We start from the raw sequence: 20,140 nt of genomic DNA on the forward strand, positions 1-20,140 counted from the left end.
GCAAAAGCTACGCAACCGTCCTGCCTGCCTCAAGACAAGTTCTTCTGACAAGACCCACAAGGTAGCAAGGTCGGCAAAACGGATAAAGTGGGTGTTCAAGGAACCTTTTAAAGCGCCTTTTCAATGAACTTTGAAAAAAGCTCACCCTGCGAGTTGATCCTAAGTTTCGCGTAAATGTTGCGTCTGTGGATGCGGACTGTGCCTGGAGAGATGCCGAGAATTGTGCCAACAGCTTCTGCCGAATGGCCCTTCAATGTGAACTCAACGACTTCTCGTTCTCGTGGCGTCAGAACGCCATCGCCAAATGCCTGGAATGCTAGATCAACGCGACGACTAACGCCATTCGCTGCGGCGCCGCGGGCCATCGTTGGAAAGTCACTCCAATGTTTGCAACAGGCTGCCCGAACGAGCGGCCATAGAGCGTGCAAATGACGAATTTCCTTGGCGGAAAAAGGCTTCTCTGCTCGCATGAGCGAGACCACAACCATCCCAGCGCCTGGGATATCGATAAAGTAGCCAATCTCCTCTGCTAACCCAGTCCTTTTGTAATAGCTGCGATAGTATTCGCCCTGATAGAACCTGTCCGGTGCGATATCGCGCATGCGGTACAGACCCGGTGTTATTGGTTTTGTCGCGGCCAAAAAAAATGGATCAAGTACGTAGGGCCCGGCTTGGTAATCCTCAACAAAAATACGCCGTTTGCTTTTGGGGAAATCGTCGTGAAGGTCTATTGGTGCTTCGGTTCCAACATGGCCAAACACCACCGTAAAATCAAATGGTGCGACCTGCCGTAAGCCATCTGCCAAAGCACATGGAAATTCTGGGGTTCCGATCTTCTCCACGACCCTGCCGGCCTCTTCCATCCAATCGTACACACGCCGCTCCAGATTTTCGAAAAGCACCTCTATACCCCAATTGTGGTATATACAGTTATTCCGAGTTATTGTTACTTTTTCCTTGTTTGAGTGGTATGCCAACAAATGCCAAAAAATCAAGCAAAAGGAAAACGGCAGTATATGAGCTTTGACATGAGCGTCACCATGCAGACGATTGCGGAACTCCGAGGAGTGACCAAGACCTTCGGGAATGTGGTCGCCGCCAAAGACCTGAATCTTTCCATTGGGAAAGGAGAGTTCCTGTCGTTCTTAGGCCCATCTGGTTGCGGCAAAACCACTGCGCTTAGAATGTTGGCAGGTTTCGAGAAGCCAACCGAAGGTCAGGTGTTGCTCGATGGAGAAGTCGTCAACGACTTGGATGCGCACCATCGCCCAGTCAACATGGTGTTTCAGCACTATGCTCTTTTTCCTCACCTAAGCGTGTTCGACAACATCGCGTACGGCCTGCGCCAACAACGACCACGCGTAGACAAACAAACAATCGCGACAAAGGTTGAGCAAGCGCTGGAAACTGTCCGTCTTGGTGGGTTTGGCCCACGTCGCATCTGGGAGATGTCTGGTGGTCAGCAGCAACGCGTCGCTTTGGCGCGTGCGATCGTAAACGAGCCCAAGCTTTTGCTGCTTGATGAACCAATGGCTGCTCTGGATCGAAAGCTTCGAAAAGAAATGCAGTTTGAACTGCAGAACCTGCAACGACAACTAGGGATAACTTTTGTCCTCGTCACGCACGACCAAGAAGAAGCGCTTTCAATGTCCGACCGAATTTGTGTGATGGAAGGCGGCAGTATTGTGCAGGTTGGCAGCCCACGCGAACTCTATGACATGCCCCGCAGCCGCTACGTGGCTGGATTTGTAGGCACCTCAAATTTCTTTGATGCAACTGTGACTGACTCAGCAACCGACCAAATCACTGTGCGATTAGCGAGTGGCCAAAAGGTGCACGGAACTCCGGAGATTCCAATAGATGCAGGGCAGGAAGTGTGCGTTAGTATCCGTCCTGAACAGATCACGCTGACCCGCGCGCTACCCACAGCTGAAATCGCTCTGCCAGTTACCATTCAAAATCGGATCTTCCTTGGGGAGCACACAGAATACCTTGCGCGCAACGAAGCACTGGGTGATTTCCATGTACTTGTGCCAAGGCAAGCGGAATTGAACGAGGGGACGTTCAATGCAGGAGAGCAGGCCTTTGTTTCATGGGGCGAAGGCGCACTGCTGATCCTGAAAAAATAACAAATCCCGCAATCCAACAACAGAGAGGTTCACAATGACCAAGGATAATGGGACTATTTCCAAGCAAAAGTTCATGGAAGAGCTTCGCCGGTACCAAAAGGGTTCGGTTACACGGCGACATTTCTTAGGCGTGACAGGTCTTGGGATGGCAACGGCCGTTCTGGGCACGGCCATTCCTGGGTTGCGTCCACGCCCGGCATTTGCTGCCGGGGACATTGGCGACCGAGTGATCCTCGCCACATGGCCGAACTACCATGACGAGATGAACTTCGAAGCCTTCACGGAAGCCACTGGCGCCCATGTTCAGGTCAATGTTTTTGGCTCGAATGAAGAGATGTTGGCAAAACTACAGGCTGGAGGGTCTGGCTGGGACGTTTTCGTTCCAACCAACTACACGATCACTACGTATGTGGGTGAAGATCTGATCATCCCGCTCGATACGTCCAAACTGCCAAACTACGACGCAGGTTCATTCGAACAGCGCTTTTCCGATGCCGGTTCTGTCGATGGCCAGCTTTACGCGGTGCCAAAAAACTGGGGCACGACTGGCTTTGCAGTGAACACCAGCAAGCTTGACGGCGCTCCGACTCCAACCACATGGAAAGAGTTCTGGGACCTTACTATGGAAGGTTACTCAGGCCGGACAATGGTGCATGATTACCAACTCACCACCATCGGTAATGCCCTGAAATACTTCGGCTACTCCTTCAACTCGGTCGATGAGAAGGAACTGGCGGATGCCGAGAAATTGTTGCTGGATGCCAAACCGCATCTGTTTGCAATCTCGTCGGATTATCAGCCACCGATGCGTAACGGTGACGCCTGGATGACGATGTGCTGGACAGGTGACGGCAAGCAGATGAATGTCGACATGCCTGAAATCGCCTACGTTCTGGGAACTGAGGGCGGTGAGCTCTGGTCCGACTACTACGCTATTCCTAAGGGCGCACCCCATATGGATGCCGCTTATGCCTTGATCGACTTCCTGCTGAACCCGGAAGTTAATGCGAAAGAAGTCCTCGCTCACGGCTATCCATCGGCTGATGCTCGCACCAATGCGTTGCTGCCGAAGGAACTACTGGAAGATCCGATCCTTTATCCGGCAGCTGACCTTCTGAATGCACTCGAGTTCGGCGCGGCGGCTACACTAACCGATCCAAACCGTGCCGAGTTGCTCGCCCGCTTCAAGTCGGCCTAAGCGGCAAGGCCGCCAATATCGGAAAAGACGAGGACAAAATGACCGAACGAGGCAGAAAAGCACTGTTGCTGGCTCCAGCAGGAATATGGCTTTTGGTAATGCTAGCCCTTCCTCTGCTGGTCGTCTTCGTCTTTTCCTTTGGCGAACGGGGTGCCGCCGGAGGCTACGTTCCAGCGTTCACGTTGGAACAATATGCCAACCTTCCTGCGCGATGGACGGCGTTTAAGAACACTTTGATCCTTGCACCTCTGGGGACTATCGCTGCGTTGGTAATTGCCTACCCGCTCGCCTACTTTCTTGCGGTGCGTTGTTCACCAAAGTGGAGAACTTCGCTGTTGATCCTAGTGATCGTGCCGTTCTGGACATCGATCCTGATCCGGTCATACGCTTGGATTTTCATCCTTGGGGGGCGTGGCTTGCCCGCTTTACTGGAGTCGATCGGCATCGATGATATCCGCCTGATAAATACGCCGTTCGCTGTGCTTGTCGGGATTGTCTATGGGTATCTACCTCTGATGGTTTTCCCGATTTTTGTAAGCTTAGACAAACTGGATAAACGCCTTCTGGAAGCATCGGCTGATCTCGGCTCTACCCCATGGCGTACGTTCCGTCAGGTGACACTTCCTTTGTCGGTACCTGGTATCGCAACTGGCTGCATGCTGGTCTTCATCTTGCTGATGGGCGAGTTTCTGATCCCAGCGATCTTGGGCGGCGGAAAGGTCTTTTTCGTCGGAAATGCGCTGGTGGACCTGTTCCTGCAGTCTCGGAACTGGGCGTACGGATCGGCGGTCGCAATGACTCTGGTTGTCGTAATGCTTGTCACTGTCTCAATTTACATGAAATTCATCTCGCGCCTGGGTGGCCAGCGCGAAGATGTCTCGCTGATGTGAGGGTCCGATGCGCTTATACGCGATTTGCGTCTACCTTTTTCTCTATATTCCAATCGGCATCATCGCGTTTTTCAGCTTTAATGCCGGACGACACGCAAGCCAGTTCATGGGGTTCTCGACCCAATGGTATGGTAAAGCGCTGAACAACCCATTTGTAATGGACGCGCTCGAGACCAGTCTGCTTGCGGCATTCATAACTGCTTGCCTCGCATCCACTCTCGGAACCATGGCGGCCATCGCTTTAGAAGGGGTTAAGGGATGGCTCCGAACTTTGTTTGATGCGATGATTTATATTGCAATAATGATACCCGGTATCGTCATCGGCATCGCGACACTCATTGCCCTGGTCACCGTATTCGGCTGGCTAAACCCGCTTCTTGCAAGCCTATGGCCCGATGGAGCAAATCCCCCGCAACTTTCCATGGGGATGCCCACGCTTGTCGCCGCACACACCATGTTCACAATGGCGCTGGTCATAATCATCGTACGTGCAAGGCTATCGGGTATGGACCGCGCGCTCATGGAAGCTTCGGCTGACCTCTTTGCGACGCCCTGGGGCACCTTTCGACAGGTGACCCTGCCGTTGATAGCACCGGCAATTTTGGCAGGCTTCCTGCTCAGCTTCACTTTCTCATTTGATGATTTCATCATCGCGTTCTTCGTAGCTGGCTCAGAAACAACCCTGCCAATCTACATATTCTCATCCATCCGGCGCGGCGTAACACCCGAGATCAATGCCATCGGCACTATGGTTATGGGCGCGTCGCTCTTGTTGCTCGTAGCAGCGCAGCTGCTATTGCGCCGAGGCGCCTCAAAATCGAATAATTAAATAAAGGAGCCAAGTAACATGCGGCTTGCAGGTAAGGTCGCGCTCGTGACGGGCGCGGGATCAGGAATTGGTCGGGCGGGTTCAATGGCAATGGCACAAGAGGGTGCGCATGTTGTGGTAACCGATCGCGATGCAACCCTTGCTGAAGCCACTGTGGCCGCGATCGTAGCGCAGGGAAATCAAGCATCTGCCATACAGCTTGATGTGACCGATGACGATGCCCTTACCAGAACCATAGACGAAGCAGTTAAAAACTTCGGTCGGCTTGACGTGTTGCACTCTCACGCTGGGTTGCAGATCGAAGGAACGCTGGAAGAAGTGGAACCAGATGGAATGGATGCTTCTTGGGCATTGAATGTCCGCGCTCACTTCATTGCCGCGCGTGCAGCCGTCGCCCATATGAAATCACAAGGTGGAGGCAGCGTGATCGTCACGGCCTCCAATTCTGGGGTTCAATATGACCGGGGTATGATCGCCTATGCGACTACAAAGCACGCTGCTGTTGCGATGGTCCGGCAGATGGCAGCCGACTACGCTGTCCATGCAATCCGTTTCAATGCCCTATGTCCAGGATTTGTAGACACCCCTTTCAATGCAGGCTTCGAAAAGCAGATGGGAGGCCGTGCCAAACTGGAAAGCTACATCGAGCAGGCGATCCCCATGAGTCGATGGGCGACAGTTGAAGAGATTGGCCATGGGATTGTCTATTTAGCTTCAGATGAATCCGCTTTTATGACGGGGCAAGCCCTGGTTATCGATGGCGGTGAATGCATTTAGTGATGGGTTAGACCGCTCAAGAGAATGTCTATCGCCGCAATTCATTTTGGCGAGCACATTTCAGTCCGCTTTGGGCTCGAGGCAGACGTTCGCTCACCTACGCTCAATGACTGCATTGCGGACTTTCCCGCCGTTCGCCTTGCGCCCCTATACGGCCGCTATCTGCGCATTGCGGTCGTTGGTCGAGCACCGCACTTCGCAAGCGCAGCACGATCTCAGACCCTCGTGAACGGCCCAGAGCGGACTTTTAAGTAGCGCGCCGAGAATGGCGGCTTCGAAAGCCACAGCGAACAAGCAAGCTGCCCAACCCGGACGATGTGCGCCGCTACTCGGTGTGTCACACCGCACGGATCTCGAGTTACTCGCGACCGACGTCGCGCCTACCTTGGTGGCGAGTGTGTGAAAGGCACTGCGGGTATTGAACGAAACGGGCGTTGCGTTGTTCGAACGTTGGCTTTGGCAACTGGCAAGAAGGTCAGACGGGCCTTAACGTGGCGCAACACGTCAGACACCGAGACTACGGACCAGAAATGAAATCCGAGATTCCAAAACACAGCGCAATCTGGGGACAGATCATTGTCGGTGAGTTGAAGAAAACAGGCCTTTCCGAGCGGGATATCCGAAAGGAGTTCGGGATAACCAGATCTCAACTCGAAGACCCGGATGCTCGCTGGTCCTTCGACAAGACTGCCTGGTTGTTTGAAAAGGCGAGCGCTTTGACCAGGGACGACCTTGTCGGATACCGCCTGGCACAGTCGCCGGACCTGGTCAGGAAGGCCGGGTTGCTCGCCTATGTCGGCGTTTCGGCACCTACCGTTGGCGGTTACCTTCGAAACATCACCCGTTTTCAGCGCGTGATCGGTGACGCGAGCAAGACGGCCATGGAAGAAGGCCCGGAAACCACCCGGCTGACCTGGCACTACGATGTGCCAGCAAGCATTCCGACCGGGCAATATGCCGAGTTTGGAGCCGTTGGCACGGTCTTCGCCCTGCGGGACTACTCCAATCGGCAAATCCGTCCGACGCATGTTCGGTTCGCGCATCAGCGGCTGACCGGCACCGAGGCCCTCGACAGGTTCTTTGGCTGCAATGTCCTGTTTGGTGCCGCGGAGAACAGCATTGCCTTCAAGGCGGCTGATATGGATGTGCCGCTGTTGACGGCCGACGACAACTTGCAGCGGACGCTTTCGGTCATTTGCGAGAACACGCTGGCTCGGATGCCGCAGACACCCAACAGTGTGGCCCGGGTTGTTGAGAGGCAGATCACGGCGCGTCTTGCAGCCGGCACGGCCCAGCAGGACGCAATTGCGGCGGAACTTGGGATGAGCGCCCGAACGCTGGCCCGCCGACTGACCGACGAGGGCACGAGCTTCGCAGCGGTCGTCGCCAATCTGCGAAAGGCTCTGGCCCGGGACTATCTGCTCAACAGCACGCTTCCGCTCACCGAGATCGCCTATCTTCTCGGATATAGCGACGCCAGTACCTTCAGCACGGCATTCCGAAGATGGTACGGACAGCCCCCCAGCGACTTCAGGGAGCAGCCAGCAACAGAAGCGCCCCTGGCATAGGGCGAACGATCTGAGTAGAGGCCGGACTGCTCGGATCATAGGCCCGCACTTTCACGTTTCTCCGTCTTCCTGAACCACCCTGACGCAACAAACCCGGCAGGCATGAGGCCTAACGGGTTTGAAGCAGATGCCGGATCTCTCCAGCGTCGGTTGGAAGGGGTAAACCGTTCCGGTCGTCTCGTTGCGGGATCAGCGCTTGTGCTTGTTGCCACCCTTCTTGCGATCGTCCTTGCGATCTTGACGATCCCGGTCTTCGGCGATCTTGCCACCGAGCGCACCGGCGGCTGCGCCGAGGGCCAGGCCGTCCTTGGCGTCGCCGCCGGTGATTTCGGTCAGCACGGCGCCGGCCACAGCGCCCTTGAGGGCTTTCTCACCGATGTCACCGGCATTGGCGGCCATCGGGGCAGCGAGGGCGAGTGAGGCGGCAAGGGCGGCGAATACGGTGTTCTTGAGGGTGTTTGTCATCGGTTCCAACCTTTCTGACGGTGGCGACCTCCGTGGCCGCCTTCTGTGGAAAGATCTAAGCGAACCGCCATGCCCCCGCTTGAGAGCATCCGACAGCTTCATTGGAATGGCTGACATTGCAGAGCAACAAGCCAAATTCGACGGTTGTTCTGCCGTCAAGACTTTCGCCTGACGCAATGCCAATCATCCAAGGGGTCGCCTCCTTGGCCGCGATGGCTGCATGGGCCGTTCCGGCGCAGGCACGACACTCCCAACCAGACGGCATTCTATCCGCCGCTACTCAGGTCAAAGATTGATCCGCAGCCTCAAGCCGAAAACGGTCGTGTCCTGATCGTTGAAGCCCGGGTTGATCATGTGCTGGACGTCCGCCGTCAGGGCGACATTGTCCGACAGGTCCAACCGATAGAAGGCCTCCATTGTGGTCTGGGTGTCGAGCGTTTCATCTACCGGGTCCGCAACGGTCGCGCCAAACCCAAAGAGGTCGTCATAGAGGTCCGGCCGCCATAGAAGTCCAGCGTTGGCTGCGCGTCGGGCGATCGGCGCCTCACCCTCCGACCAGCCGAGGCGTCCGTAGATCATGAATTCCTCGTTGATCGTGTGGTTGGCAGACAGGATCGCCCCGTAGCTCTCCGGCACGCCTGCCTCGGTGCGTTCATCGACGTGAAATACCCCGAGGTGAACGTTGGTTAGAAAGCGCTTCGAGCGTTCGGGCGTCCATCCGATCTCGGCGTATTTGTAGAACTCGGGGCCACCGGGAAACCACTCGACATCGGTCAGCGAGCCGTTTGCATCCGACAGGACACCGAGGGCATAGATCTGGTCGGTCAGGAAACCGCCCCCCGCAATGCCGAAGCCGGGATCGGGGATCGGCAGGACCGGGCTGAACAGGATCGAGAAATTGGAGAAAGTCGTGCGTGGGTTCACGTAGCCGAGGATGTCCGAGTAGTCTCCCGGATCGATCCGGCCGGCCACGAAACCGGCCTTCCCGCCAGCGAGCGTCTGGGACCAGTAGGCGACGGAGAGGGTCGTGTCGGTGTCACTGAATGTCGTTGCGGTGACGCCCGCATAGCCGATTTCCCCGGCAAGCCCGCTTGGCGCGATGTCCGTGCCGAGCAGATGGCGGTTCTCCAATGTGAAGACCAATTGCCCGGGATTTTCGCCGCCGCGATTGAGCAGCGTCCACTGGCCCAGAATGCGCGCCTGGCCCAAGGCGGCCTCGTCGATATCGGTCAGGCTCTCGGTCGCGGACTGGTAATAGGCCTGGTAGTCGAAGGAGAGGTTCAGGCCGGTGCGTTCGGCAAAGCGTTGCCGCGATGCCTCCAAGGGGTCCAATGCCGCATCCAGCCCCGGCCAGCGAGAGTCCTGCAACCGCCGCACTCGGTCTTGTTCCAGTTGGGCCTGCGTGGATGCCGGGCCACCGAGCGAGACCGCTGCGGCGGCCTCCAGGGCGGACGTTGGCCGGCTTTCCTGCGCCAAGGCTCCGGTTGATAACCAGAAGCCAGCGACGATGACCGTACCGAGAAGCCTTGCCTGTCCCATATGAGGTCTCTCTTGTTGCTCTTGATTCTTCTTCGGCCCGCTCATGCAAGTATCGCCAGTACGACATCCCGGCCCGTCCAGAGGACGAAGGCCGAAAGCGTAGCCGTGATCATGGCAGGCACACCGTCTTTCCAAGTGTCCCAGATCAGATGACAACCGATTGCGCCAAGCGACGTGCCCAGAAGGGCAGCGGCCCCGAGCGGCCCGAGCAAGCTGCCTTGAAACCAGATCGCCACCGCCCCGAAAAGCTCGACACCACCGACAAGCGCCATGATCTGACGGTTCAGCCCGTATTTGACGAACATCGCCAGTTGCGTTTCGAAGATGAGCTTCTGCCAGCCAAGGATCTTGATCGAACTGGCGAAGAGAAAGAAGGCGGACAGCAGGCCAATGGCAACTATTTGCATAATACGACTCCGCCGACACACACAGGGCTGAAGTTCATTTGATGTTCCCTTCTGGATCGTCCCGAGTGTGCAGTCCGGTTACTTGAGATCGTCCTGCGCCTTGATCTCCGGCACACGGGCGAGGGCTTCGGCCATGTCGGCGCTGCTCATCAACTCGATCATCTGGTAATCCTCCAGCAACCCGTCACCGAGACGGCTGACATAGAAGGCCTGGATGAAGGTGGGGTCGTCCGGCAGGGCGACGGTGATGTAGTTCTTCCCGTTCCCAAGCCCCCAATAGTAGCTCAAAAGCTCGCCGCCGAGCGCCTCGATCCCACCCTTCACCGAGGCCGCGCGGTCCCCGGGATTGGCGATCTGCATCTCCCAGGCGGCGCTGTTGGATGCGCCGATAAACAGGAAGGTGCGCATGTCTTTTGTGTCCTGCGCCGCTGCAACTGTCGCAGAGACGCAAAGGGCTGTCGAAAGAAGGATCCTGTTCATCTTGCCACCCGGAATTGCTTCGATGTTGTGGTCAGTACAGCATGGCTGCCCTGACCGTTCTTGTGGGTTCAATGCCCCGGAGCTCCGGGAATGGAGTGTTCCAGCTCGGCAGGGCGGAGCGGGAACTCGGAATGCTCATCCTCTGGCGTTTCGATGTCGGCGTGCCAGGTGAATTCCTTGTCCCCGAGGTCCAGATCGATCTCGCCCCCTTCGATGACCGGGTAACGGATCGGCTGCCCGGGCCGCAGGTCGATATTAGCGACACCGTCGTCGATAATGACCTGCCCGCTCACCAGAACGTAGGGGATTCCCTTGGTGAAGGAGCCGTTCATGCCCTTCTTCATCGATGATGTTTCGGTGATCGTGTCGGGGTCGAAGATCGTGATATCCGCGATCATGCCTTCCTGCATCCGGCCGCGTTCCTGCATCGCCTTCAGGCCCACCTTGGAAAAGTACTTCGCGGGAATGTAGGAGGCGTTGTTCACCATCTCCATCAGCGCGATGCCCTGTTCACGGGCCTCGCGGAACACGATGCCATAGGTGCCGGCATTGCGCGGGTGCCCCCCGTACTCCGTGAAATCGGCCTCGATCGGCAGCGGTTCGCCATCGACGGTGAAGCCGACGATGTCGTTGGCGATCGCAATATCCTTCATGTGGATCCAGCGCTCCAGGTCTGCTTCGGGGCGGACTGTGATGAAAATCGGCTTGCTCGGATCCTCCTTCTGCTGCCGGAAGAACTCCTCGTCGGACTCGTAGAGTTCGCCGGTGCTGGTATCGAAGATATCGCGGGTCGGAACGATATTGTTCGCCTCGATCTTGTCCGGCAGCAGTTGCGGTGTCGCGATGTTCGGATTGCCGGTGATGGCCGGGTAGTATTCCGCGAAGATGGTCATTCCGCGCATTTGCAGGCGGCGCGCAAGCTCGTAGATTTCTTCCCACCCCTGGTTCTGGATGTGGGAAAGGATCAGGGCCCCGTCGAGCGCAACGGCGTTTGCGATCACCTCGTTTGCGCCCAGGGAATAGTAGAGCGGCAGGCTCTCGGTCGGACCGAAACGGGTATGGGCGCCAAAGAAGCGGTCATACTTCTTCGCCATTTTCTGAAGCGCGAAAATCTCCTTCGGATAGGTGTTGTATCCCATGTATCCCACCGTCGTGTTGACGGTGATCGCCCCGGCGCGAAGACCCTTTTCATACATGGTCATGACTTCGACGAGCTGATCCGCAGTCGGAATATCCAGCGCCCAGCTGGCATGTCCGTCTTCTTCCTCGGCTGCACCGCGTGACTTGAGGATGTAGGTCGGATCGGATGCCAGCTCGACTGAAACCCCATCCATCACGACACGCCGGATCTCCTCGTGCCCCATCCCGGAACCGAAGTTGAGAAAGGAATTGCCCTCGTACTTGTCGTAGAACAGGTCGGCATCCGCCACGCCGCTCTCGGTATCGAGGATCGTCGTCGTGCCATCATGGGCCATCATCTTCTGATCGAAGCCGCCAAAGGAATGCGAATGGGTGTTGATGAATCCCGGCGCGACTACATGCCCGGAAACGTCGATCTCGCGCTTGCCCGTCAAGGCATCTTCGGTGATCGCGGTGATCCTGTCGCCGGTCACGCAGACATTGCGCACGGCATCAAGATTGGTTTCCGGGTCCATGACGCGGCCGTTGAGAAGCGCGACGTCGCACTCCTGAGCAACCGCCATCGAACTGCAGAGGGCCATGAGAGTGGCAAGAGTGAGGTGTTTCACGGTCAGTCCTTCCGGGATGATTGCGTCGGGCAAAAAAACGCGGGGCGGACGAGGGAGACCGCCCCGCGCTCTCCTCAGTCCAGCGTGTTCTTGTAGATCACGCCGTCCTTCATGATGACCTTCAGGTTGGGATCAGGATCGGCCAGAAGAAGGATGTCTTCGAGCGGGTTGCCATCGACCAGCAGGAGATCCGCGTAAGCGCCTTCCTCGACCACGCCGAGCGGGCCGTCTTGATACGGATTGTTCAAGCCCGTAAGCCGGTTCATGCGGGCGCCGTTCGATGTGGCCATGCGCAGAATGTCGAAGGGTTTGAACTTGGCCTCGTGCAGGTATTTGAACTCGTCGTTCATCTTCTTGTCCTGCTCAAGCGTCTGGTCCCAGTTGTTGATGAGATCGGTGCCCAGAGTGTAGAGGTCGATCATGCCCGGTGTCGTCTGGATCACCTCGATCATGTTGGCGGCGGCGTCACGGACACTCTTCCATTTGGCGAACGAGGCTGGCGTGTAGAAGGCTTCCGCCTGTTCGGTCGTCACCGAGTAGACCGGGGCTACCGCCGTCGCGAACATGATCTGCTTTTCGACCATGATCTCGGCGGCCTCCTTGGTCAGGAACGGGATGTGCTCAACGGTCTTTGCACCGTTGTCGATACAGTTGCGGATCGCCTGCTCGGTGAACACGTGGCAGGTGACGTAGGTGCCCCATTGCTCGGCGGTCTTGACCGCCATCTGGATCTCGTCCGCCTGGTACTGAAGCGAATGCAGCGGGTCGAACTCGGACGTGACCCCACCGCTGACCATGACCTTGATCTGGGTTGCCCCGCGCCGCAGGTTCTCGCGCACCGCCATGCGGATCTGCTCCGGGCCATCCGCGATGAAGCTCATGTCCGTGTCGACCCAATGCGATGGGCCTTGCCCCGACAGGGTTGGATGCCGGTCGTTCAGCTTGCGGAAATCGGCATGGCCCGATGTCTGCGTGATGAAGGCCTCCGAGGAATAGATCCTCGGGCCGGGGAACATACCGGTATCGATGATCCGCGCGATGGACTTTGCCGGTCCGCCGAGGTCACGAACCGTCGTGAACCCGTTCATCAGGATGCGCTCGGACCGGATCGTTGCAACGCCACCAAGATGGAAGGGCGTGATGTTCTGGCGCAACCCGTCACTGAGCGGGTTGAACACCAGCAAATGCACGTGCTGGTCATGCATCCCCGGCATGAGCGTGCGCCCGCCGCCGTCAATCATGGTTGCGTTGGGCGCTTCGATCCCGTCCGTCGAAATTTCCTTGATCAGGTTGCCTTCGACCAGAACGCTGGCGTTTTCGATCCGCGCCTCGTTCACGCCGTCAAAAACATGGACATTGGTGAACAGGATCTGCGGCAGCGCTTCGTCCTGCGCAGAGGACATGCCGGCAGCGAGCGACACCACGCCCGCCAGTAATGTGGACTTGAAAAGATGCTTCATAAGTTTGCCCTTCCGCAATGTTGACGGCGGAGCCAGCGCCCCGCCGAAAGTTCAGTTCAACGTGTTCTTGTAGAACTTGCCGTCCTTCATGATGACGCGAATGCTCGGCACGTCCTGCCCGCGTGGCTCGGCATCGAACCATGTATCGACAGCGCCGATGGCAGTGATGTCTTCGAGCGGGTTTCCGTCAACGATGAGGATATCGGCATAGGCACCTTCCTCGATCACGCCGAGCTTGCCTTCGGGATAGGGGTTTCCGCGTCCCGTCAGTGCGGCCAGTTCGCCGCCATTCGAGGTCATCATCTGCAAGGCCCAGAGGTTGCCGAACTCACGCGCCATGAAAGCCTTGGTGAAGTCCATCGACTGCCGGTACGGCACACCGGTCAGCAGCACGTAGTCGGAATCGAACACCATCTTCGGCTTGTACTTCCGCACCAGATCAAACAACTGCTCGCTGTTTTTCCGCAACCAGAGGAACTTCGCCGTCGGCGGGAAGGTCGGGTCCTGGTGCATCGGATGCTCAAGCGCCTCGGGCGCCAACGCGGTCAGGTTGGGCGAGAAGAACGCTTCCTTCTCTACCAGCTTCTGCATCGTCGGTTCCGTTATGGTCAGGCCGTGATCCACCACTTTGACCCCGAGATCGAGCGCGCGCGACAGGTCGCTATCCATGAAGACATGCATGGCGACATAGGAATCCATGTCCCCGGCCACCTCGACGGCAGCGGCGATTTCTTCGTCTGTAAAGGCGGACTGGTAGATCGGGTCCTTGATGGAGGTCACACCACCACTGACCATGATCTTGAGGTAGTTGGCCCCAAGCGCAAAGTTCCGCCGCGCGCCGTGGAGCACTTCGGCAGGGCCGTCGACAAGCCGCGTGATCTCCAGCCGTTCAAGATTGCTTTCGTTCTTGCGTTGCCCGGCGATCCCCCAGTCGCCATGACCACCGGTCTGGCTGAGGCAGGCGCCGGACGAGTATATCCGCGGGCCCGGAAGCGAACCCTCGTCGATTACCGCACGAAGTCCACCATGTGCACCGCACATGTCGCGCACGGTTGTGAAGCCCATCGCCAGCATTTCCTGCGCAAAGGCCGCAGAACGTGCGCCGATCTCCTCCCATGTCGTGTCCTGAAGGCCCGGGATCGTGCCATCCTTGTACATATTCACATGCACATGGCTGTCGATCAGTCCCGGCATCAAGGTGCGTCCGCCGCCGTCGATCACATTGACCTCGACCTCTTTGGTCTCGATACCGCGTTCGGTCTGGATGGTGAAAGAATAGCCGTCGATACCGCCAACAGGATCGGGCAGGCGCTTGCTTCCGCCCGTTCGAACTTCGACTTCCCACGTGCCGGATTCGGGAATGTCCTCTGCAATCTTGTGAATCTTGTTCTTGACGACGAGCACGTCGACATCTTTCAAGCCGTCATTCACCCCGTCGAAGACCATCACGTTCTTGAACAGCGTGACCTCCGAGGGAATGTTGGGGATATCCTGCGCAATGGCAGGCGTCGTGAGCGCAATTGCCATTGACATGGCCGGCAGCAACGCCTTCAGGTTGAGTGTTGTCATTCGGTGTCCTCCCAGGGGTCGGTCTTCCTGCGGACCGATCCTCCCACTATGCACATGTGCCCCGAGATTCTTTTGACCCGCTGATCCCGTGGTGCATTTTTCTGACCCGATCCGGTCAATTTCAGCCAATTTCTGCTTGGCCGTCAGGCGCCCGCGCCCGTAGCGTGTCGGAGAGCGAAAGGGTGATGTGGATGCCGCAAGGAGAACAAAAGGACGGTTTGTCCCTCGTACGTGCTACGGTCCTCGGCCCCGTCGTAGCGATGATGCGGCGGCTCGATGCGGATCCGGCCTTTGCGCTCGGGCTGCATGGATTGAGCGAGGAACAGGTCCTGAACCCGGCCGAGTTCATCCCGCATGACACGGTCTATGCGGCGCTGGCCTCCATCGCCGACATCACCCGGCCGGATATCTGCGCCTTGGCGGGACAACAGACAGACCTGTTGAAGTTCCTGCCGCGTGGGGCGCTCCTCGGCCAGTCGGTGACCCTTGGCGATTTCTTCACCCGGTTCACCCAGATCGTCTCGAAGGAAAGCAACGCGGTGTCCTTCCGGCTCCTGATCGAGGAGGAACACGCCTACTTCACCACCAGTCGCAATTTCGAACCCGAGGTGTCGCCGGGCCATTCGGACGCCTTTCTCGTCGGGATCTGGATCTCCCTGCTGCACCGTGTTCTCGATTTCCGATGGGATCCAACCCAGGTTGTTCTGCGCCTCTGCGATCCGACCCTGCTGCCGGAGCAGTTTCATGGCGTGCGGGGCATCAAGTGCAACAACAGGGGATTCTCCATCCGCTTTCCGGCGGCCTGGCTGTCGCTTCCAATCAACCCCGAACTCCTCGTGAACCACGACAATGATATCGAAGAACCGGTTCAGGTCGATGTGCCCCTGGACTACCTCGAAGGCTTCGAAATTCTCGTGCGATCAAGGCTGTCCGATCCGGCGCTGACGGTGAGCGAGGCCGCCCGGATGTGCAGCATCACCACCAAGGTGCTGAACAAGCGCTTGTCCTCCTACGGAACAACGGCGTCCAAGGTGATCAACCGGCTGCGGATGGAAAAGGCCTCCGAACTGCTCACCACATCTGATCATTCGATCAAGGAGATCGCCCAATTGGTCGGCTTGTCCGAAACATCGGCACTCACCCGAGCCTTCACGCGGAACTTCGGCATATCCCCGAAAGATTGGCGCAATAAGGAGGCACAAGAGGCCCAAATTGCCGGAGCGCCTGCAGATTAGCCTGACCCCGCTGCGACTTCTCGACTACCGCAATCTCTTGGAACCTCGGTCGCCAATGGTAATGCCGAAGAGATGCATGAACCGGCGAGCCCTTCGCGGGGAGCAATCGATGGGAAAGGAGACCTCCATGCTATCCGCAGCGAACTCCCGCTTGCCGCCCATCTTGACCGCCTTGGTTTCTGCGAACTCTGACTTCTCGTGCCCGCAGCGAAGGTCCGTAAGGTCGGCATTCTGCCCGTTCGTGACAAAAGCTGCATCGGTCGGGAAGGGCTCAAAGCCGTCATCCGACGGCATTAGCGATTAGACCGGTTTGTGGTTGCGAGCGGTCATTGGGGCCGCTCTCAGGATTGGTCCGACATCGGCCCTCCCAGTACTATTCAACGAGTTTTCAAGCTCAACTCCGAGATCCTACCGTCGCCTGACCCTCTCTCGATTACGCTCCCGACGTTCGATGTTGATCCGGTGGTCGCGGCCCAATGCCCGGTAGAAGCCCGGTCCCTTGGACCAGTTCAGAAAGTGGGCAAAGCTGTCGACCTGATCGTCGTTGCGTCCGCGTGGAAAGGACTGAAGCTCCCGTTTGAATACCGGCAGCCAGGGTGCATCTGCAGGCAGATAAACCTTGCCCTCTTCGACAGGACCGCAAGCGGACTGGAACCGGGTTTCCTTGTCCTTGTCGGGTTTAATGCGTTCGTAGCGCCGACGGTCATCACGAAACAATTCGTCCAAAAGAGGTTTGCCGGAGGCCGCATCTTCGATCAGGACACGATCGGGATCCCAACGGCCGACAAGTTGCAGTGCCTTGGCTTTCAGGTCTGGGTAGTCTACCTGCCCGCACCAGACGTCGATAAGATGCCACGCATTTTCGCGGAACCCCCAGGTTGTACAGACAGAGAAATCAGACCGGGGGTCTGCCGACATGCCCGTATCCCAGCTCTGAACCACCAGTTGGAACCAGCGGCGATCTTCGATGGTCTCGTAGGTGCCAAACCACTCCCAGCGCAAGGGCGACCCGTCGGGAGCAATGGGGTTCTGCTGATACTGGCAATTGAACACGGCCGCGCCCATTTCGCGACGCTTGGTATCCAGCGTTTGCTGATCCAAACGGGACGGGCACAGGAGATCACCCGGTTTGCGGCGCATGACCCTTCCATGCCCAAGAGGAACCACCTCATGGCCTTCTGCGATGGCAGGCAGATTCAGATGCCGGTAGGTCCCGCGTTCGAGCAGATAACCCGGCGGATCCATCTCGTGCAACCGTTGCGCAACCATAACCACACGCCCTTCGGCCGGATTGTCGAAGCGCGACAACAAGGTCCCCTCAATGAACTCCTGCGCCTTGACCAGCTCGGCTTCGGAGCCGGCATCTCCGGCTTTCAGCAGGTCATCGATGATGATGTAATCGGCGCCATGACCGGTGACAGAACTTCCAATGGAGACAGCCTTACGGCTGCCTCCCTTTGTGGTGCGGATTTCTTCTGAGGTGTTGCCCTTTTTAGCCAAGACCGTTTCAGGGAACATTTCCCGGTACCAGCGCGCAGACATGATCCGACGACAATCTTCGGAATGTTTGCGCGCCAGATCCAACCCATAGCTGGCAACGATGATCTTGGCGCTGGGGTTATGACCGAGAAGATAAGCGACATATGCAACGGCCACGGTGACCGATTTCAGGCAACGTGGCGGGATGTTGATGATCAGTCGCTTGTTTTCGCCTCGACGGACATTGTCCAACTCATGGCACATGGCCCGCACATGCCAGGCCGGATCAAAGCTGCGGTCAGTTCCCTGGTGCAGCGTGCCAAACACACGCCAAACGAAGGGAAAGAAATTGTCCCGGCAAACCTCGCGAGCGGCTTGCACGACGATTTTTGGATCAGGAGTCGTCATCTTCCGCCTCCTCGTTTTCCAGATCACCGTCACCGTCCAGTTGGCTGGAAAAGAAATCCCGGAGGATGTCGTAGTCGACAGCGTCGGGCTCAACCGTACGGACGCTTTCTTGCGCGTCCAATTCACTTGCGTTGAACAGATCTGTGTCCAGCTTAAGCAGCGCCATCAACAATTTCGTGTCGCCCTTCAACGCGCCTGCCGTGAACCGCTTGGCAATTGCCTCAGCCTTGGAAATCCGGATTTCGTGGCTGCCTTCGCGAACCGTAAACCGCCCGAAATCATTAACCGAGTTAGTGGCTGAAAATCTGAAAGAACGCATTGTTAGTGGCGAGTTCGATCTAGGTGAACAGCTTTCAGAGGCTAAAATTGCCAAAGAACTGGAAGTAAGTCGAACGCCGGTACGTGAAGCGATCAACAGACTTGAAATGGAAGGATTATTGGTCGTCGAACCCCAACGTGGATCATTCGTATTTGACCTTGAACCTGACGAACTCGATAAACTAATCGATGCGCGAGTTTGCCTTGAAACCGCGGCGTTAAAATACGCTATGCAAACCGACAGCAAGAAGCTGCACGCCGAACTGGACAAATGTGTTAAAGAAATGAATCTGGCAAGAGATTCTGGAAATGATACGGAATATCTTCGACAGGACACTATTTTCCACCAGTGTATATTCGATTGCGCGAACAATAGGTTCCTCAACGACGCCTATCAGACAATAGCTTTGAAAGTCTCAGCCGTGCGCAACAGGCTAGGTCGCCACCCTAGGCATATGTCGAGATCCCACGAGCAGCACATTGAACTAGTCAAGTCAGTGAAGCAGGATGATTTCCACAGTGCTTTCGAAGTATTGGAAAACCACATTGACAAAAAAAGTGGTTCATATTGGAGCGAAGCAACCGAAAAGGTCAAAACAAAGGAAGAGGCGCTAAGCGCAACGATAGCAAATTAAAAATTAATCAGAATACTTTGTGAGTTTGTAATGACTATTTTGATTTCGAACCTGCCGTAGACTTCCTCTGCAACTTTTCGCCCAGTGGAAGAAAATCTTAGCGACTATGTTAACTTTTAATTGTCTACTAGTTTTCGCGATTCAGGGCGGCTTCCCGGTCGATATAGCAATGGGTCTGAGCTCGCGAAGGGAGTCATTACACTCCGGCGAAGAGTATTTGTTTCTTGCGATCTGCATCCCTTTGACACAAAACGAAATCGTTCTCATGCAAAAAGCCCTGAGGGGAGGACGCAACTAAAAAATGCCCAAAATCATCTCGCCCTGCGACTAGCGCAACCAAAGTTTTCACTCCGTTTTGCTGTTTCATTGAGGGCTTTATGAAACGCAACGCCGCACCAATGCGTCTATCGTCCGTGTTATTGGGCCCTGATGCGTGAAAGAGATGCCCGTGATGCATGGATGCCTGCCCTGCACGCAATTCGGCAGCAACTGCATCTTTTTCGTTCACATCGACTGCGATTTCCTGCCCACGTGACAAAAGATTGTTTTCGCTGAAGGTGTCCACGTGAGGCACGATCCGGCTTTTATGGCTGCCAGGAACAAACCTCATACACCCGCTTTGCTCAGACGCTTCTGAAATCGCAACCCAACAGGTTACCTCTTCAGCATCATCCAAACCCCAATAGGTCAAGTCTTGGTGCCACGAGACTATCTTCGATGATCGCGCTTCTTTTACGAAAAGTGCACCGCTCCAAACCATGAGGTCCGGCCCCAACACTGTTGAAGCAGCCTCAATCAGCTTCGGATGGCGAAGAAGTGCATCGAATGATGGTATCAGCCTATCCGGATAAGAATACAGAAGCTTGAGTTTCTCTGGGTCGTCTCTGAGAATGAGCTCTGCTTTCTCAAAATCATCGCGCAGCGTTTGGACCTCGGAAGCTGTCAGGATATCCAGCGGAGCTACGAAACCGTCTCTTTCATAAGTCTTTGCAATATCACGCATTCG

20 protein-coding genes are annotated in these 20,140 nt (G+C 56.6%); 8 read left to right on the forward strand and 12 right to left on the reverse strand.

What is annotated here, in order from left to right; translation table 11 throughout:
• Positions 1-107 precede the first annotated feature (107 nt).
• Positions 108-875 (reverse strand): helix-turn-helix transcriptional regulator, encoded by a 768-nt coding sequence (locus GOV90_RS11020; RefSeq protein ID WP_093962973.1) that lies wholly within the window; start codon positions 873-875, stop codon positions 108-110.
• Between the two features lie 153 nt (positions 876-1,028).
• On the opposite strand from GOV90_RS11020, the gene GOV90_RS11025 reads away from it, so the two are divergent.
• The 6 genes from GOV90_RS11025 to GOV90_RS11050 all read left to right on the forward strand — a co-directional run bounded on the left by GOV90_RS11025 (position 1,029) and on the right by GOV90_RS11050 (position 7,391).
• On the forward strand, positions 1,029-2,129 hold the full coding sequence (locus GOV90_RS11025; protein WP_253284631.1) for an ABC transporter ATP-binding protein: 1,101 nt from the start codon (positions 1,029-1,031) through the stop codon (positions 2,127-2,129).
• A gap of 34 nt (positions 2,130-2,163) precedes the next feature.
• Positions 2,164-3,327, forward strand: a complete 1,164-nt coding sequence (locus GOV90_RS11030; RefSeq protein ID WP_093962198.1) for a PotD/PotF family extracellular solute-binding protein — start codon at positions 2,164-2,166, stop codon at positions 3,325-3,327.
• A 38-nt stretch (positions 3,328-3,365) separates the two neighbouring features.
• Positions 3,366-4,217, forward strand: coding sequence for an ABC transporter permease (locus GOV90_RS11035; RefSeq protein WP_093962199.1), 852 nt, complete (start codon positions 3,366-3,368; stop codon positions 4,215-4,217).
• Positions 4,218-4,224: 7 nt separating this feature from the next.
• Positions 4,225-5,046 carry an ABC transporter permease gene (locus GOV90_RS11040; protein ID WP_171096783.1) on the forward strand — a complete coding sequence of 274 codons (822 nt, stop codon included), beginning with the start codon at positions 4,225-4,227 and terminating at the stop codon, positions 5,044-5,046.
• An 18-nt stretch (positions 5,047-5,064) separates the two neighbouring features.
• On the forward strand, positions 5,065-5,823 hold the full coding sequence (locus GOV90_RS11045; protein ID WP_170343551.1) for an SDR family NAD(P)-dependent oxidoreductase: 759 nt from the start codon (positions 5,065-5,067) through the stop codon (positions 5,821-5,823).
• Between the two features lie 530 nt (positions 5,824-6,353).
• The gene (locus GOV90_RS11050; protein ID WP_170342831.1) at positions 6,354-7,391 is read left to right on the forward strand and encodes an AraC family transcriptional regulator; all 1,038 of its coding nucleotides are present in this window, start codon (positions 6,354-6,356) and stop codon (positions 7,389-7,391) included.
• Between the two features lie 189 nt (positions 7,392-7,580).
• Here GOV90_RS11050 and GOV90_RS11055 read toward each other — a convergent pair whose 3' ends face one another.
• The 8 genes from GOV90_RS11055 to GOV90_RS11090 all read right to left on the reverse strand — a co-directional run bounded on the left by GOV90_RS11055 (position 7,581) and on the right by GOV90_RS11090 (position 15,059).
• A complete protein-coding gene (locus GOV90_RS11055) occupies positions 7,581-7,856 on the reverse strand; it encodes a glycine zipper domain-containing protein (protein ID WP_170343544.1) in 276 nt (91 codons plus the stop codon).
• A 55-nt stretch (positions 7,857-7,911) separates the two neighbouring features.
• Positions 7,912-8,121, reverse strand: coding sequence for a hypothetical protein (locus GOV90_RS11060; RefSeq protein WP_171096784.1), 210 nt, complete (start codon positions 8,119-8,121; stop codon positions 7,912-7,914).
• A gap of 20 nt (positions 8,122-8,141) precedes the next feature.
• Positions 8,142-9,440: a carbohydrate porin gene (locus tag GOV90_RS11065; protein WP_171096785.1), complete on the reverse strand. Its 1,299-nt coding sequence runs from the start codon at positions 9,438-9,440 to the stop codon at positions 8,142-8,144.
• Complete coding sequence (locus GOV90_RS11070; RefSeq protein ID WP_170342826.1) at positions 9,437-9,802, reverse strand: DoxX family protein; 366 nt, start codon at positions 9,800-9,802, stop codon at positions 9,437-9,439. Before GOV90_RS11070 ends, GOV90_RS11065 begins: the two co-directional genes overlap by 4 nt.
• A gap of 78 nt (positions 9,803-9,880) precedes the next feature.
• Complete coding sequence (locus tag GOV90_RS11075) at positions 9,881-10,210, reverse strand: hypothetical protein (RefSeq protein WP_170357382.1); 330 nt, start codon at positions 10,208-10,210, stop codon at positions 9,881-9,883.
• A 140-nt stretch (positions 10,211-10,350) separates the two neighbouring features.
• Complete coding sequence (locus tag GOV90_RS11080) at positions 10,351-12,030, reverse strand: hypothetical protein (protein WP_170392031.1); 1,680 nt, start codon at positions 12,028-12,030, stop codon at positions 10,351-10,353.
• 74 nt (positions 12,031-12,104) lie between these two features.
• Positions 12,105-13,490, reverse strand: a complete 1,386-nt coding sequence (locus tag GOV90_RS11085) for an amidohydrolase family protein (RefSeq protein ID WP_170422135.1) — start codon at positions 13,488-13,490, stop codon at positions 12,105-12,107.
• 51 nt (positions 13,491-13,541) lie between these two features.
• The gene (locus GOV90_RS11090; RefSeq protein WP_170343540.1) at positions 13,542-15,059 is read right to left on the reverse strand and encodes an amidohydrolase family protein; all 1,518 of its coding nucleotides are present in this window, start codon (positions 15,057-15,059) and stop codon (positions 13,542-13,544) included.
• Positions 15,060-15,250: 191 nt separating this feature from the next.
• Here GOV90_RS11090 and GOV90_RS11095 point away from each other — a divergent pair, with 191 nt between their 5' ends.
• Positions 15,251-16,294 (forward strand): AraC family transcriptional regulator, encoded by a 1,044-nt coding sequence (locus GOV90_RS11095; protein ID WP_170357385.1) that lies wholly within the window; start codon positions 15,251-15,253, stop codon positions 16,292-16,294.
• Positions 16,295-16,702: 408 nt separating this feature from the next.
• Here GOV90_RS11095 and terL read toward each other — a convergent pair whose 3' ends face one another.
• Both terL and GOV90_RS11105 read right to left on the reverse strand, forming a co-directional pair.
• On the reverse strand, positions 16,703-18,181 hold the full coding sequence (terL, locus tag GOV90_RS11100; RefSeq protein ID WP_171172849.1) for a phage terminase large subunit: 1,479 nt from the start codon (positions 18,179-18,181) through the stop codon (positions 16,703-16,705).
• The gene (locus GOV90_RS11105; protein WP_171172850.1) at positions 18,168-18,347 is read right to left on the reverse strand and encodes a hypothetical protein; all 180 of its coding nucleotides are present in this window, start codon (positions 18,345-18,347) and stop codon (positions 18,168-18,170) included. The genes terL and GOV90_RS11105 overlap by 14 nt, the downstream gene beginning before the upstream one ends.
• Before the next feature lie 10 nt (positions 18,348-18,357).
• Between GOV90_RS11105 and GOV90_RS11110 the strand changes: the two genes are divergently transcribed.
• Positions 18,358-19,134 carry a GntR family transcriptional regulator gene (locus GOV90_RS11110; RefSeq protein WP_171172851.1) on the forward strand — a complete coding sequence of 259 codons (777 nt, stop codon included), beginning with the start codon at positions 18,358-18,360 and terminating at the stop codon, positions 19,132-19,134.
• A 196-nt stretch (positions 19,135-19,330) separates the two neighbouring features.
• Here the strand turns inward: GOV90_RS11110 and GOV90_RS11115 are convergent, their stop codons facing one another.
• A complete protein-coding gene (locus tag GOV90_RS11115) occupies positions 19,331-20,137 on the reverse strand; it encodes a phytanoyl-CoA dioxygenase family protein (protein WP_253284632.1) in 807 nt (268 codons plus the stop codon).
• Positions 20,138-20,140: the final 3 nt, after the last annotated feature.

Source organism: Ruegeria sp. HKCCA5929 (assembly GCF_013034525.1).
Taxonomy (GTDB): Bacteria; Pseudomonadota; Alphaproteobacteria; order Rhodobacterales; family Rhodobacteraceae; genus Ruegeria.

What these genes read in the sequence shown, in the direction of transcription:
- GOV90_RS11065 (WP_171096785.1), bottom strand. Translation starts at nt 9,440, where the DNA reads ATGAGCGGGCCGAAGAAGAATCAAGAGCAACAAGAGAGACCTCATATG.
- GOV90_RS11105 (WP_171172850.1), bottom strand. Translation starts at nt 18,347, where the DNA reads ATGGCGCTGCTTAAGCTGGACACAGATCTGTTCAACGCAAGTGAATTG.
- GOV90_RS11040 (WP_171096783.1), top strand. Translation starts at nt 4,225, where the DNA reads ATGCGCTTATACGCGATTTGCGTCTACCTTTTTCTCTATATTCCAATC.
- GOV90_RS11095 (WP_170357385.1), top strand. Translation starts at nt 15,251, where the DNA reads ATGCCGCAAGGAGAACAAAAGGACGGTTTGTCCCTCGTACGTGCTACG.
- GOV90_RS11035 (WP_093962199.1), top strand. Translation starts at nt 3,366, where the DNA reads ATGACCGAACGAGGCAGAAAAGCACTGTTGCTGGCTCCAGCAGGAATA.
- GOV90_RS11055 (WP_170343544.1), bottom strand. Translation starts at nt 7,856, where the DNA reads ATGACAAACACCCTCAAGAACACCGTATTCGCCGCCCTTGCCGCCTCA.
- GOV90_RS11085 (WP_170422135.1), bottom strand. Translation starts at nt 13,490, where the DNA reads ATGAAGCATCTTTTCAAGTCCACATTACTGGCGGGCGTGGTGTCGCTC.
- GOV90_RS11070 (WP_170342826.1), bottom strand. Translation starts at nt 9,802, where the DNA reads ATGCAAATAGTTGCCATTGGCCTGCTGTCCGCCTTCTTTCTCTTCGCC.
- GOV90_RS11050 (WP_170342831.1), top strand. Translation starts at nt 6,354, where the DNA reads ATGAAATCCGAGATTCCAAAACACAGCGCAATCTGGGGACAGATCATT.
- GOV90_RS11030 (WP_093962198.1), top strand. Translation starts at nt 2,164, where the DNA reads ATGACCAAGGATAATGGGACTATTTCCAAGCAAAAGTTCATGGAAGAG.
- GOV90_RS11115 (WP_253284632.1), bottom strand. Translation starts at nt 20,137, where the DNA reads ATGCGTGATATTGCAAAGACTTATGAAAGAGACGGTTTCGTAGCTCCG.
- GOV90_RS11060 (WP_171096784.1), bottom strand. Translation starts at nt 8,121, where the DNA reads ATGCCGTCTGGTTGGGAGTGTCGTGCCTGCGCCGGAACGGCCCATGCA.
- GOV90_RS11045 (WP_170343551.1), top strand. Translation starts at nt 5,065, where the DNA reads ATGCGGCTTGCAGGTAAGGTCGCGCTCGTGACGGGCGCGGGATCAGGA.
- terL (WP_171172849.1), bottom strand. Translation starts at nt 18,181, where the DNA reads ATGACGACTCCTGATCCAAAAATCGTCGTGCAAGCCGCTCGCGAGGTT.
- GOV90_RS11075 (WP_170357382.1), bottom strand. Translation starts at nt 10,210, where the DNA reads ATGCGCACCTTCCTGTTTATCGGCGCATCCAACAGCGCCGCCTGGGAG.
- GOV90_RS11090 (WP_170343540.1), bottom strand. Translation starts at nt 15,059, where the DNA reads ATGACAACACTCAACCTGAAGGCGTTGCTGCCGGCCATGTCAATGGCA.
- GOV90_RS11025 (WP_253284631.1), top strand. Translation starts at nt 1,029, where the DNA reads ATGAGCGTCACCATGCAGACGATTGCGGAACTCCGAGGAGTGACCAAG.